Genomic DNA, 14,105 nt, shown 5'->3' with positions numbered 1-14,105 from the left:
GCAAGGTGTATCAAGAGGTTTTCACTCTCATAGAAAGCTTCATCAGGTACTCATATGTATAAATGGCTCTGTAAAAATAAAATTAAAAAATCCTAAGGAAGAAACCGAAATTATATTAAATGATTCATCTGTGGGCTTATATATTGGCCCTTACGTTTGGAGAGAGATGTATGATTTTAGCGAGGATGCAATTCTATTAGTACTTGCATCTGATCATTATAATGAAAATGATTATATACGAAACATTGATTTTTATATGAATGAATCTGCAACTAGATATTAGGAAGTGATTTTATGAAAATACCATTTTTAAATCTTAAACCAATGCATACTGAAATAAGAAATGAAATTTTAGCTGCTTTCGAAAAAATATATGATAAAAATCTTTTTATTTTAGGAGATAGTGTAGCTGCTTTTGAAAGAGAATTTGCTAAATACTGCAATGTCGCTTATTGTATAAGCTGCGGTAATGGCTTAGATGCCTTGTCTATTATTTTAAGAGGATATGATATTGGAGAAGGCGATGAAGTTATTGTCCCTTCTAACACATATATTGCTACTGCTCTAGCAGTTTCATATGTTGGTGCTAAAGTTGTATTTGTAGATCCTGATATTAAAACTTTTAATATTGATATAAATAAAATTAATAAAGCTATTACTCAAAAAACAAAAGCTATTATTGCAGTTCATTTATATGGCAGACCAGCAGATATTGATAAAATAAGAGTTATCTGTAATAATAATAATTTGAAGCTAATAGAAGATGCAGCTCAAGCACATGGAGCCATATATAATGGTAAAAGAACTGGAAACTTAGGTGATGCAGCTGGTTTCAGTTTTTATCCAGGAAAAAATCTGGGAGCATTAGGAGATGGCGGAGCTATTCTTACAAATGATATTACTTTAGCAAAAAAAGTAGAAGCCATACGAAATTATGGTTCAAAAATTAAATATCATAACGAATATAAAGGCGTGAACTCTAGGCTAGATGAAATGCAGGCTGAATTTTTAAGAATTAAACTTAAATACCTCGATAAATGGAATGCTGATAGACAAAATACTGTTAAGCTTTATCTTGAAAAAATTAATAATACTAAAATAATCATTCCATATATAAACTCCCCTCAAGAATCCATATGGCATATCTTTGCTATAAGGACAGAATTTAGAGATAAACTACAAAATCATTTAAATGCCAATGGAATCAGTACTTTAATTCATTATCCAATACCTATTCATCTTCAAAAAGCATATATAGATTTAGGATATAAACCAGGCGATTTTAAAGTAGCAGAAACTCTATCAAATACTGAATTAAGCTTACCTTTATGGTATGGAATGAGTAAAAATGAAATTAATTATATAATTAATACTTTGAATAAATGGTGAATATTGTAAAGATAAACTTTTTCCCAATTGCAATTTATAAATATTCAAAAAAACTTTAAAAGGATCTACATCTTTATTGTGTAGATCCTTTTTATATGAATACTTAATTATTTTCTTAACTTAATTTATCTTTTATTTGCTTTGCTATCTCATTTGCAGCAATCATGCCAGTTTGAAGAGCACCTTGTTGACTTGCATGCTTTTGTGATATATGCTCACCTGCAAAAAATACTCGATTTTCCATTTCAGGAACCGTTACATCATAAGAAAAAAGTATTTTGTCTTCAGGCTTTGATAATGCTCCTGCTGTCCATATATACTGTACATCTGACCAAATCAGCGATTTGTAATCAATTACTTTATCATCAAGATAATGAGGTGTAAGACCATGAACTTTTTCTATATACCTAATTACATCATCAATTAATAGTTCTGGACTTTCATTTCCAAGTCTCATTGCTTCCTGACACCAAGTATAACTTGCTAATAATACGCCTGCTTCATCTGGATTTACTCCAGTTTTTAATACCCATTTACCATATTTATTAACTACAGCTTTAGAGTGATCCGATGGATAGTAAATTGAAGTTAATGGAAGATCAGTAAACGAACATCCTCCTACTATCTTTTTTGATGCATTTCCCATTTCCCAAAATCTTTCTTTAAGAAATAGATATATCTTATGTGATATCTCATTGTTCATTTCATTTATAGCTTGTATTTTTTTTGTTGTAAAAAGAGGCTCTATTTCAATTCTCCTTAAGCTCGAAAATGGTATTGCACATATCACATAATCAAATTCTTCGGATGTTTTCTTATTATCTCCATAATCTGTATATTTAAGTATAATTTTATCTTTTGTAGAATCATTATATATTCCACAAATAGGGAAGCCCATTTTTATTTCAATTTTCCCTAATTGTTCTTTACTAATGCCATTATAAGCTTCTTCATTCCTATCACAAAGTGCTTCATATAAAGAATGAGGTAAGTTTATCATTCCTTCAGTAATACGATAATTATATTCAAAATCTGCTGTATAATATTGCTGAAGCATTTCAGTAAGACTTAAATTTAAAAATTGTTCTTTACCTCCTAAGTAGCCAAGCATTGCTATAAAATCCTGACTGACTTCCATATTCTTACACGCATTTCTATAACTTAATTTATCTATGTCTATTATACTATCTGAGTATTCTGCTTTAACTTGAATTAATTCCCTTCTTACTTCTGTAGGGAGCGATTTTAAATATTTTTCATATATCTTTTCATAAAATTCAAACCATTTTTGTTCTTTATCTGTTTCGCTCAGATTAAATTTAGAATATATATTATTTTCTACACTTTTCCCTTTAATATCATTTACTGCTCGTTCATTTCTAACATATAACAAAGCATTATCGTTATTATTTACAAAAGGACTTGTATGAAGCTTAAAGAGATTTATATAATGCCAAGTAGTTTCATGAGATACTGGTATACTCATTGGCCCTAATTCACCATAATACTTTTTATTTCTATCAAAATAATGGGTGTATACTCTTCCCCCTATCCTCTGGCTAGCTTCAAATAAAGTAATATTACATCCTGTCTTTCTAAGTTCAAAGGCAGCAGCTAAACCAGCTTCTCCAGCACCAATTACTGCTACCTTTATGTCTTTAGCTATTCCCATTGGGCAAATATTTGTTATCTCTTCTGGAGGGCTCATTAAATCAATTATATTCTCTAGATCATCTAATCTATTTTGTAACTTGAGTATATATTCAAGCATGGTATGTCTTTCACACTCACCAGGATTATCTATTTGATAAGGAGAGTTTGAATTATTATAAGAATTCATAACTTTCACATCCTAATATCTTTATCACATATATAATTATATATGTACGCTTCTTTAGTCTGAGGCTATCCTGATTTATAAATTCTCATTATTGCCACTAATAGTTTTTCTATATCATCAAATGTATTAAAATATCCAGGACTGACTCTTACTGTGCCGGCATATTCTGTACCAATAAGTTCATGTATTAATGGTGCGCAATGGTAACCTGTTCTTACAGCAATCTCCTCTTCATTCAATTGGTCACCAACAATAGAAGCATCAAATCCGTCTATATTGAATGAAATTACTGATCCTTTTCTCTTTTCAGAGTCACTTCCATAGATCTTTATATAAGAAAGTTTTTTCAGTTCTTCCAATAAGTATGATATTAATTCTTTTTCACATTTTTGTATGTTATCTATTCCAATTCTATTAATGAATTTAATACCTTCTCCAAGACCAGCAATACCAGGTGTATTTAACGTTCCACTTTCAAACTGATCCGGCATGAAATCTGGTTGAATCATGAAATGAGAATTGCTTCCGGTTCCACCTTCTTTAAAATTTTTTAATTTAATGCCTTCTCTTATAAATAGGCCGCCTGTTCCCTGAGGTCCAAACAAACCCTTATGTCCTGAAAACGCCAATAAATCAATATTATTTTCCTCTACATCAATTGGAATGGCTCCAACGCTTTGAGATGCATCCAACATAAATATAATTCCTTTTGACTTTAAAAGGTTTCCTATGTTTTTGATATCTTGAATACTCCCAAGTACATTGGATACATGATTAATAATGACCATTTTTGTATTTTTATTTATCACCTCTTTAATATCTCTAATATTAACATAACCCGCTTTATCAGCACTTACTAGTGTTACTTCAACCCCATTTTTACTTAGAGAGTGTAATGGCCTTAATACAGAATTATGTTCGATCACTGTACTTATGACATGATCTCCTTCTTTTAAAACTCCTTTAATTCCTATATTTAAAGCTTCTGTTGCATTGCTGGTGAAAATCAAATTAAATGGACTAGGAATATTAAATAACTTACATATTTCTTCTCTTGTTTCCATAATTTTTGAAGCCGCTTTTATAGCCATGTCATATGAACTTCTTCCAGGATTTGCAGCATAGCTTTTCATACATTGTAGTACTTCATTATATACTTCTGATGGTTTTGGAAAGGACGTAGCCGCATTATCTAAATAAATCATATAAAGCTCCTTATTAAATATAAGTGTTATACCAGTATAATTGTTCTAATAAGCTCTAATAAGATTTAATACAATAAATTGTAATGTAATTAAACTCAATAGTAAAAAGGATGATTGAAATTTTAGAGTTTACTTTATATTAAGTAATCATTTGTATAATGTAATAATGCATAGTTCTATACAAAATAGAAGAAACATCTAAAAGTAAAATTTCTAATCTCGAAATAATAACAATCATCCTTGTAGACAAAGCTCTTACAAATGATTCTGAAGAATCACAGTTTAATTTTCTTTAAAAGAACTTAAAAGGTCTATTTTCTAATATTTGTTATAGAACAAGGTTTAATAGAGCTAAAAGAAACTTTTAGAAGATTATCAATTAAGAGAAATATTTGTTAATTTTCATATTCAGCATTATCATCACAATCTGGGAACAATGGTTCTAAGTTTTGATCAGGATAAAACTTAGGAATTGGAGCTCGTACAAATTTTTCACATGGGTCTTCCTCTGGTTCTTCTTTACATGGTTCTTTTGGTACTGGACAATAATCATAAGCAGGAATAAGAAGTTGTACAATAAGTTCACATTTTACAACAATGTAGTAACCTAAAGTTATATCTAAGACACTGTTACAATCTTCATCTTCAACTATTTCACCATTTAAAGCTTGCGCAACCATTTCGAGTTTTATAATATTAGAATCTAAATCTTGTGCATCTTTAACTGGTACATAACTTGCAGAAATTTGTGCTAGTGAATCAGGACAATAGAACTTACCAATTACATCCGTTCTATTAATTTCATAGAATTCACTTTTGTTTACACCATTACAATCAATATAATCCGCATAAAAAGAAATAATGTAAGATATAACTATTTTCTTAAAACCAGGTTTTCCTTTAAGTGGAATCTTATCTACTGAGATTAATTTTACATTGAAGTCTCTACTTCCAATATATCTCTTTGGATCTATTAGTGGATCGCTTCTTAATTCGCAATCAGTAGTATTTGTATCAGGACCTTCACAGTATACAAGACATCTTTTTATTAAGCATTGATCAAAGATTTTAGGTATTTCAACGCAAACTAACTCAGAAGGATCTGGTAAACGTCCTTGTTTATTTACGATACCAGGACGTGGTGAGAATTTTTTGAAGTTAATGGACATAAATTTTCCTCCTCTTGAAAGATTATGATAAATGTAAATTTATTTAGTATTTATAGTACATCATATGTGTGAACATAAAAGTGGTGACATTTAAAAAAAATTTTTTCATTTAGTTAGTAACATTAATGATATGAAAATAATTGTTTAATATAGCTTCATTAGATATTACTAAAAAACCATGGGTAAAACCTTCTGGAACTTAGAACTGTTTTTTGTTTTCTTTAATTAAAATAATTTCTTCCCACTTAATATAAGTTTTTGGGCCATTTCTTAAATCAACAGCTACGTCAAAAACTTCACCTTTTGTTACGCGTATAAGTTTTCCTTGACTATGCTCTTTTTGAAACTGAAGTTTCCCATAATTATACCTCTAACTTTTTTATACTCTTATTATTATATTCATGAACTCCGCATTCCTCTACTATATCCATCAAATATTTTCCATATCCGGTCTTCATTAATGATTTAGCAAGTTCTATAACTTTTTCTGATGTTATCCACCCTTTTCTATAAGCAATTTCTTCAAGACATGCTATATATATTCCTTGGGTATTCTGAATTGCATCAACAAAATTAGATGCTTGAAGCATTGATGAGTGTGTTCCTGTATCCAGCCAAGCCATTCCTCTACCTAGTACATCAACCTTTAATGTTCCTTCATTCATATATACTTTATTTAAATCTGTTATCTCTAGTTCTCCTCTTGCTGAAGGTTTTAACTCTTTAGCCTTTTTAACTACAGTATTATCATAAAAATAGAGTCCTGGTACAGCATATTTAGATTTTGGATTTTCTGGTTTTTCTTCTAATGAAATAACATTACCATTATTATCGAATTCAACGACTCCAAAGGCTTTTGGATTTTTAACATAATAACCAAATATACATGCTCCACGCTCTAAATTAGCCGCTTTCATTAAATGGTCTGAAAAACTTTGTCCATAGAAAATATTATCTCCAAGTATCATTGCTACATTATCATTACCAATAAATTTTTCTCCAATAATAAATGCCTCTGCAAGTCCATTAGGATTTTCTTGAATGGCATAATTAATATTCAATCCTAACTCTTTTCCATCATCAAATAATTCTCTAAAATTCTTTATATCTCTTGGCGTTGATATAATTAAAATATCTTTAATTCCTGAAAGCATCAATACTGACATTGGATAATAAATCATCGGCTTATCATATACTGGAACCATTTGTTTAGACATTGCTTTTGTTACTGGATAGAGGCGGGTTCCAGAACCGCCTGCTAAAATAATTCCTCTCATTTTAATCCCCCATAATATTCCGATTTAGAATATTTCCGTTTATTAATTATCTTATGAAAAAGTATAATGTATAGTTACTCTCTAAAATCATAAATTTTAAATCAATCATCAATATTATCCATGAATATCATCTTGATGGTATAGTAGAAGGAAAAATTGGAATACATTATAATATAATTTAGCAAAGACCATCTCTATATCATTAATCCTATATATGCACAAAAAAACAGGAACGATAAGTTCCTGTTTTTTTGTGTATTTTATTCATTAGATTCATAATTAGTTATTTCTTTTATTGTATTATCATCATTCATGAATACAACGGTTGGTTTGAACTTTTTAGCTTCTGCTTCTTCCATTTGAGCATAAGCAATTATTATAACATTATCTCCAGTTTGTACTAATCTTGCTGCTGCTCCATTTACGCAAATAACTCCTGAATCTCTTTTACCTGGAATTACGTATGTTTCAAATCTTTCACCATTATTTACATCAACAATTTGAACTTTTTCGTTTTCTAATATATTTGAAGCCTCCATTAATGTCTTATCTATAGTAATGCTTCCTACATAATTTAATTCAGCCTGTGTCACCGTAGCTCTATGTATCTTTCCTTTTAACATTGTAAGTATCATTAAAAATTCCTCCTAAATGTGTTTAATTAGTATAATTATTACTATTCACTCTTACTTCTTATCTAAATTAAGTTCCGTATTGTGGAATAGCCACTCTTTTAATATGTGTATATTTCAAATGTAAAATTATCTATTAATCTTGTTTTGCCTATAAAAACGGCAATTGGAATTAAGATATTTCTTTCAATAATATCTACACTCGCTAAAGAGTCACTATCAATAATTTCTACATAATCTATTTTAGCTAAAGGTTCTTTATTAAGTTCATTTAATATAAACTCTTTTATTTTTCTAGCATCTCTTTCACCGTTTTTTAATGTATCCTTAGCTATTTCTAAACTTCTACTTAATACTAATGCTGCTTTTCTTTCTTCTGCGGAAAGATAGGTATTTCTTGAACTCTTGGCCAATCCATCTTCTTCACGAATTATCGGGCAAGCTACTATTTCAACATCAATATTTAAATCTCTAACCATCCTTTTTATAACGGCTACTTGTTGAGCATCTTTTTCTCCAAAATAAGCTTTATCTGGAGTAACTATATTTAAAAGTTTTGAAACAACCAAACATACTCCATCGAAATGTCCAGGTCTCTTAGCACCGCAAAGTACATCTGTAAGCTTTGATACACTAACACTAGTTGATTTATCACCATAATACATTTCACTAGGTTCTGGATTAAACACTACATTTGCGCCTGCACTTAAACAAATTTCTAAATCCTTATTTATATCTCTTGGATAGCTGTCAAAATCTTCATTTGGTCCAAATTGAGTTGGATTAACGAATACACTTACTACAACTTTGTCATTTTCTTCGACTGCTCTTTTGATTAAGCTTTGATGTCCTTCGTGTAAAGCTCCCATGGTTGGCACAAACCCAACAGAAAGTCCTTCCCTTTTCCAAGACTTGATTGTACTTCTAAGTTCTTTAATCTCTTTAATTAACATCTCTGCTCTCCTTTTTTACTACTAAAATTTTGTCTTGATTTCGGTAAGTTACCGCATAATTCTAAGTTATAGTCATTTATCTATAAATTTAGTACAATTTTTTAAGTTCATTTTCATCTATTTTGAAAGTATGCTTTTCTTCAGGAAAAGTTCCTTCTTGAACCTCTTGTACATAAGAGCCAATTGCTTCTCTCATTACTGTGCCAACATTAGCATATTGCTTTACAAACTTCGGCACAAAATCATTAAACATACCTAACATATCTTGATAAACTAAAATTTGGCCATCACAATGTTTTCCAGCACCAATTCCTATGGTTGGAACGGAAACTGACTTGGTAATAAGTTCCGCTACTTTTTCTGGAATTCCTTCAAGGACTATAGAAAATACTCCGGCCTTTTCTAATAAAACGGCATCTTCTATTAATTGCTTAGCTGCTGATTCATCTTTACCTTGTACCTTGAAGCCTCCAAAGGCATTAACAGATTGAGGTGTTAATCCTAAATGGCCCATTACAGGAATTTGAGCGTCTACTATAGCTTTAATTTGAGGTGCTACATTTGCTCCCCCTTCAAGCTTAACAGCGTTTGCGCCCCCTTCTTTTATTAATCTACCTGCATTTAGTACAGCTTGTTCTATAGATACATGATAAGATAAGAAAGGCATATCACTAACTATTAAAGCACTTTTTGCTCCTCTTTTTACAGCTTTTGTATGATAAATTACTTCTTCCATTGTTACGGATAAAGTATCTTCTTCTCCCTTAATAACCATTCCAAGAGAATCCCCTATTAAAATCCCATTAACAGAACTTTCATCAATAATTTTTGCCATTGAATAATCATATGCTGTAAGCATACTTAACTTCTTGCCTTGTTCCTTGGCTTGTTTAAATGTTAATACTGTATTTTTCACTAATCCAATCCTCCTAAAAGCTTATAAATTTTTTCATGTTTTTTTGAATTAATAAATAAATCTTCAATTAATTTTTCTTTCTCGTAATTTGAATTCGTATAATTTTCTTGAGTTTTTTCCGTACCATCCATATTTCCATGACTTCTTAAAGCAACAAGTTCTAATAAATTTAAAGATAGTATTTTATAAAGATCCTTATCTCTCTCTTCTAAAACTGAAATATGTTTTTCTACGGTAGAAATATCCCCTCTTAATACAGGTCCTGTTAAAGAATTCACAAAGCCTTTTTCATAAATACTATCAACATTTCCTTTGACAAGAGGCTTCAGCGCATTTAAAGCATCCTCCTCATTTAAACCAAGCTTTCGTAAATAACCTACACCTATCTCCAATAAAGAGAGTGTTAAGTTTGAAACAAATACATTAGCTAAGTGATAAGTAGAAGAGTCCTCTTCTTTTCTAATAAAATGCTTATTTCCTAATGTTTTAATAAGTGAAATGATATCTGAGTCATCAAAAATATCTCCTTCAATGGAAAGATAAATTTTTTCTAGCTCATCTAGATTAGTTGCTTTACTTGAAAACGCAAATATTGGATGTATAGAATAGATCAGTGCACCAGAATGTTTCGCATTACATAATACATTTGATTTAAGTGAGCCACTCGTGTGGCAAAAAGATTTGTTCTTTAGATCAAATTTTGACAGTTCATTATCTATAATTGAAATTATATCATCAGGTGTTGTAATAAATATTATATTACTTTCGTTAATTATATCTTGAATGTTATCATAAAATTCAGATTTAGTTATATCAGCTGCTTGTTTGGTATTTTCAATATTTCTCCCATAAAAGCCACTTAATTTTATCCCTTTGTGAGTAAAGTAGCGTCCTAAACTTACGCCTACCTTCCCAGGACCAATAAATCCAACTTTAATAGTATCACCTCCATGTAATGTGATACAACATCCTAATTTCAATCTCATTCACAATAGATATGAGTTGTATTATAAATATTAATGCTAAAAATTATGGTGTAATTCTCTTTCGATACTACCCACACATATTCTATCACTATGTTTGAATTTTAACAATAAAAACATAAAAATTTTAATATGTATTTTAAATTAAATCTGTAAATAATGATCATTAATTAAATGTTAAATGTTAAATGTTTTATACGAAAAATAATGATAATTTGCAATTTATTTAAAATGTAGTCAAATTATCTTTTATATAACCACAAAAATGAAGCGGAAGAATCCTTAGTCTTCCGCTTTATTGAAATAAAAATCATACTGCTTCTTCGGCTGAACATACACCCTCGATGTTAAGAAGTTTAAGCATATATTCTCCATGATCACATTTCTCTGCTAATGTTAGAGTCATAGTCAATCCAATTGTGTGCTCATCAAGATTATTTGTCTTTTTAACTTCAACATTAGAAATTCTAGTTCCCCATGATTTAACAATATTAATAAAGTTTGTAACTCCAGAGATATCTTTTAGCTCGACATGAACATCCATCACCCTCGAGTGCGTTCTAGAGTATAAATCTAGTCTATGAAGTCCAGTAACTACACCAAATAAGAATATGCATGATATAATAGCGCCTTCATAAAACCCTATTCCTATTGCAAGTCCCATGCAAGCACAAGCCCATAATCCTGCTGCAGTCGTAAGACCTTTTACTTGGTTTCTTCCGACTACAATAATAGTTCCTGCCCCTAGAAAACCTATTCCGCTAATTACTTGAGCTCCCATTCTGCTAACATCATCGCCTAAATGCAATATATCTCTCATATATTGCCCTGTTATCATGATTAATGTTGCACCTATGCATACTAAAATATGTGTTCTAAAACCTGCTGGTCTTTTTTTTCTTCCCCTCTCTAATCCTATAATTCCTGCACAAACTGTAGCTAAAGTTAGTCTAAGAATTATAGATGCAGTGTTAATTTCCCTTAGATATAGGGTTAATTCATTTATCATATTTTCCATATAATCACCTAAATATTTATTTCAGTGTTTAATAAACAAGTACTTTAGTTAAATAAATCTAAAATTTCATTTTCGTTTAATGTATTAATAAATGAACCAACTGATAGATCATCTCCTAATACTTTACTTATTAACTCTCTCTTTGAATCTTGAAGCTCTATAATTTTCTCTTCTATTGTTCCACTTGATATCAATTTTATTACTTCTACTATATTTTCTTGACCAATCCTATGTGCTCTGTCTGTGGCTTGATCTTCTACGGCAGGATTCCACCATGGATCAAAATGGATTACTATATCAGCACTTGTTAAATTCAATCCTGTTCCACCAGCTTTTAAGGATATTAAAAAAATTGAATTTGGCCCCATATTAAATTCATCAACCATCTTCATTCTATTAGCAGAAGAAACTGTACCATCTAAATAAGAGTATAAAAATTGTTTTTCTTTAAGTATCTTTCCTATATTCTTTAGTACAGATGTGAATTGTGAGAATACTAATATTTTATGCCCTTCTTCAATGCTTTGCTCCAAAATTTCAATCAAAGCATCTATCTTTCCACTTGTGCCAAGATAATTCTCCATTGTAACTGAGGGATCTAAACATATCTGACGAAGCTTAGTTATATAAGCTAAAATTTCAATTTTACTTTTAGTGAATTCAGAATCTTCAACTTTTTTCTGAATTAAATCCTTAACATAGTCAGCATAAGTCTCATAAACAACTTTCTGTTCATCACTTAACGGTACAAATAGATGTTTCTCTATTTTGTCAGGCAATTCTTTAATGACACTTTTCTTGTATCTACGTAAAATAAAAGGTTTTACAAGTCGATTTAATTCTTCTAAGATTTCAGGTCCTTCCTCAAGCCTTCTATAATATCTGGTTACAAATTTTTTCTCATTATATAAGTATCCAGGCATCACAAAATCAAATATTGACCAAAGCTCCATTAAAGAATTTTCTATAGGTGTACCAGTTAAAGCAAATCTATTTCTTGCTTTTATTTCTTTAACTGATTTTGCACTTAAAGAAGACTGATTTTTAATATTTTGAGCTTCATCTAAAATACAGTAATCAAATTCCATATCATATAATTCTAAATCACGCCTTAAAAGATTATATGTTGTTATAATTACATCGTATTCCTTATAATTTTTAATTAATTCTATTCTTTCTTCCTTGTTTCCATTAGAAATGGCAATTTTCATAGATGGAGCAAACTTTTTAAATTCGTTTTTCCAATTATATATTAACGAAGTAGGTGCAATTATTAAGGTTTTTGAATTTGGTTTAGACAATAATAATGTTATTGTTTGGAGAGTTTTACCAAGTCCCATTTCATCACCAAGTATACCACCAAAACCTAGAAAATCTAATGTTCTAAACCAATTATACCCATCCTTTTGATATTCTCTAAGCTTAGCTTGAAGTCCATGCGGCAATTGAAAAGACTTATCTTTAATACTCTTTAGTCTATTTTTAACTTCCGTAATTTCTTCACAACTTTGAATATACCTCAGACCCTTTTCTTCTAAATAATCCTCAAGGTACGCTCCCTTATTGACTGGAACTTGTATTAGATTTTTACTTAGCTCCTCTTCAATGAGTAAATTATCCATTAATATTAATGCTTCCTTTAATGAAGCTTCCTCTAAGTCTAAAAACTCACCATTTCCCAGTTTATAATACTTTAAGTTATCTCGAAAACTCCTAAGTATTTTAGCAGTCTCTTCCTCTGAAATATCTCCAATCTGGAACTCAAATTCAAAATAATTATACTTCCCTTTTCTTACTTCTCCTTTAAAGTCAGATTTTTTAATATCTTTTATACCCTTAAACCTTTCAGAATAAAAAACCTCCCCGTATTTTTGAAGTTTTTCTATCTCATATTTAAAAAATTTAAATGCATCTTCATCATCTCTTAAAAAATACATCCTGCCGTTTATTTCTTCAAAACCTAGACTTTTAAGGACTCCAAATACCTCATATTCTTTGTTACTATCTCTGTAAATAACTTTGTCTTTATATTCATCAAAATAGTTAAATTCATGGCCTTCATATGACACCTTAAATAATAGAGATATATCCTTGTCTTTATCAAAATAGAAACTAAAATTTACAGGTCCAATAACAACCTTATCTCTTATTTCCTTTGATAATATTAAATCATTTGAAACTTTCTGAACAGATGGAATTAATTGCGTTAATATCTTGTTTTCATCACTTTTTGCAAAACTAACTTTAGTTGTAGCACTGAAAATTTTTAAATATGGTGATAGTCGTTCACATTGTTCTACTGACGGAATATAAATTGCTGTACCGTATAAATAAACATCTTCATTTTGAGTTAAAGGTTCTGGCATTCCACTTTTCGCCTCTAAAATAATATCGTCCTTTTTACTACTTAATGAAAAAGGAATAGGAATATCATCCTCAATTACTTCAGATTCTAAAATCCTGTAAAAGAAACCATCCCCTAAAAATATTCTATTTTTCTTTACAATATTTAAAAACTCCTTAAACATGAAATCTGGGATTGTAATAGTTTTACCATCAATCAATTTGTCTTGAAATCGCCTAAAGTTCCTATCATTTTCAGCCAAACTTTTAATAGTATACATGAACCTTATTAATCTCTTATCTTCGAAAGAAAAAAAATGATTTTTTAGATCAACTATAAAGTCTTTCCCGTATTTTATAGGAATCTTATTGTATATAGA

At 29.9% G+C, this 14,105-nt stretch carries 12 protein-coding genes and 1 pseudogene; 2 read left to right on the top strand and 11 right to left on the bottom strand.

Going from position 1 to position 14,105, the window contains the following annotated elements; genetic code table 11:
* A partial coding sequence (locus CLCHR_RS21910; RefSeq protein WP_079442037.1) for a sugar 3,4-ketoisomerase occupies positions 1 to 283 on the top strand: 283 nt, incomplete at its 5' end.
* Positions 284 to 294: 11 nt separating this feature from the next.
* Positions 295 to 1,389, top strand: coding sequence for a DegT/DnrJ/EryC1/StrS family aminotransferase (locus CLCHR_RS21905; RefSeq protein ID WP_079442036.1), 1,095 nt, complete (start codon positions 295 to 297; stop codon positions 1,387 to 1,389).
* 115 nt (positions 1,390 to 1,504) lie between these two features.
* Here the strand turns inward: CLCHR_RS21905 and CLCHR_RS21900 are convergent, their stop codons facing one another.
* The 11 genes and pseudogenes from CLCHR_RS21900 to CLCHR_RS21850 form a co-directional block, all read right to left on the bottom strand.
* Entirely contained in the window at positions 1,505 to 3,229 is a 1,725-nt protein-coding gene (locus CLCHR_RS21900) for a flavin monoamine oxidase family protein (RefSeq protein ID WP_079442035.1), read from the bottom strand.
* A gap of 65 nt (positions 3,230 to 3,294) precedes the next feature.
* Positions 3,295 to 4,434: an aminotransferase class V-fold PLP-dependent enzyme gene (locus CLCHR_RS21895; RefSeq protein ID WP_079442034.1), complete on the bottom strand. Its 1,140-nt coding sequence runs from the start codon at positions 4,432 to 4,434 to the stop codon at positions 3,295 to 3,297.
* 395 nt (positions 4,435 to 4,829) lie between these two features.
* Positions 4,830 to 5,603 carry a hypothetical protein gene (locus tag CLCHR_RS21890; RefSeq protein WP_079442033.1) on the bottom strand — a complete coding sequence of 258 codons (774 nt, stop codon included), beginning with the start codon at positions 5,601 to 5,603 and terminating at the stop codon, positions 4,830 to 4,832.
* Between the two features lie 202 nt (positions 5,604 to 5,805).
* Positions 5,806 to 5,955: pseudogene (locus tag CLCHR_RS21885) on the bottom strand (dTDP-4-dehydrorhamnose 3,5-epimerase family protein); the annotation flags it as partial.
* 10 nt (positions 5,956 to 5,965) lie between these two features.
* Entirely contained in the window at positions 5,966 to 6,880 is a 915-nt protein-coding gene (rfbA, locus tag CLCHR_RS21880) for a glucose-1-phosphate thymidylyltransferase RfbA (protein WP_079442032.1), read from the bottom strand.
* A 260-nt stretch (positions 6,881 to 7,140) separates the two neighbouring features.
* Complete coding sequence (gene panD / locus CLCHR_RS21875) at positions 7,141 to 7,515, bottom strand: aspartate 1-decarboxylase (protein WP_079442031.1); 375 nt, start codon at positions 7,513 to 7,515, stop codon at positions 7,141 to 7,143.
* A gap of 98 nt (positions 7,516 to 7,613) precedes the next feature.
* Entirely contained in the window at positions 7,614 to 8,465 is an 852-nt protein-coding gene (gene panC, locus CLCHR_RS21870) for a pantoate--beta-alanine ligase (RefSeq protein WP_079442030.1), read from the bottom strand.
* A gap of 88 nt (positions 8,466 to 8,553) precedes the next feature.
* The gene (gene panB / locus CLCHR_RS21865) at positions 8,554 to 9,381 is read right to left on the bottom strand and encodes a 3-methyl-2-oxobutanoate hydroxymethyltransferase (protein ID WP_079442029.1); all 828 of its coding nucleotides are present in this window, start codon (positions 9,379 to 9,381) and stop codon (positions 8,554 to 8,556) included.
* A complete protein-coding gene (locus CLCHR_RS21860; protein WP_139376284.1) occupies positions 9,381 to 10,367 on the bottom strand; it encodes a Rossmann-like and DUF2520 domain-containing protein in 987 nt (328 codons plus the stop codon). The genes panB and CLCHR_RS21860 overlap by 1 nt, the downstream gene beginning before the upstream one ends.
* Before the next feature lie 307 nt (positions 10,368 to 10,674).
* A complete protein-coding gene (locus CLCHR_RS21855) occupies positions 10,675 to 11,382 on the bottom strand; it encodes an MgtC/SapB family protein (RefSeq protein ID WP_079442028.1) in 708 nt (235 codons plus the stop codon).
* A gap of 44 nt (positions 11,383 to 11,426) precedes the next feature.
* A partial coding sequence (locus CLCHR_RS21850; protein ID WP_079442027.1) for a DEAD/DEAH box helicase occupies positions 11,427 to 14,105 on the bottom strand: 2,679 nt, incomplete at its 5' end.

The organism is Clostridium chromiireducens (genome assembly GCF_002029255.1).
GTDB lineage: Bacteria > Bacillota > Clostridia > Clostridiales > Clostridiaceae > Clostridium > Clostridium chromiireducens.
Note: the sequence above shows the minus strand (reverse complement) of the source record. Positions and strands in the feature narration are given on the sequence as shown.

What these genes read in the sequence shown, in the direction of transcription:
- rfbA (WP_079442032.1), bottom strand. Translation starts at nt 6,880, where the DNA reads ATGAGAGGAATTATTTTAGCAGGCGGTTCTGGAACCCGCCTCTATCCA.
- panC (WP_079442030.1), bottom strand. Translation starts at nt 8,465, where the DNA reads ATGTTAATTAAAGAGATTAAAGAACTTAGAAGTACAATCAAGTCTTGG.
- CLCHR_RS21895 (WP_079442034.1), bottom strand. Translation starts at nt 4,434, where the DNA reads ATGATTTATTTAGATAATGCGGCTACGTCCTTTCCAAAACCATCAGAA.
- CLCHR_RS21855 (WP_079442028.1), bottom strand. Translation starts at nt 11,382, where the DNA reads ATGGAAAATATGATAAATGAATTAACCCTATATCTAAGGGAAATTAAC.
- panD (WP_079442031.1), bottom strand. Translation starts at nt 7,515, where the DNA reads ATGATACTTACAATGTTAAAAGGAAAGATACATAGAGCTACGGTGACA.
- CLCHR_RS21900 (WP_079442035.1), bottom strand. Translation starts at nt 3,229, where the DNA reads ATGAATTCTTATAATAATTCAAACTCTCCTTATCAAATAGATAATCCT.
- CLCHR_RS21860 (WP_139376284.1), bottom strand. Translation starts at nt 10,367, where the DNA reads ATGAGATTGAAATTAGGATGTTGTATCACATTACATGGAGGTGATACT.
- CLCHR_RS21890 (WP_079442033.1), bottom strand. Translation starts at nt 5,603, where the DNA reads ATGTCCATTAACTTCAAAAAATTCTCACCACGTCCTGGTATCGTAAAT.
- CLCHR_RS21905 (WP_079442036.1), top strand. Translation starts at nt 295, where the DNA reads ATGAAAATACCATTTTTAAATCTTAAACCAATGCATACTGAAATAAGA.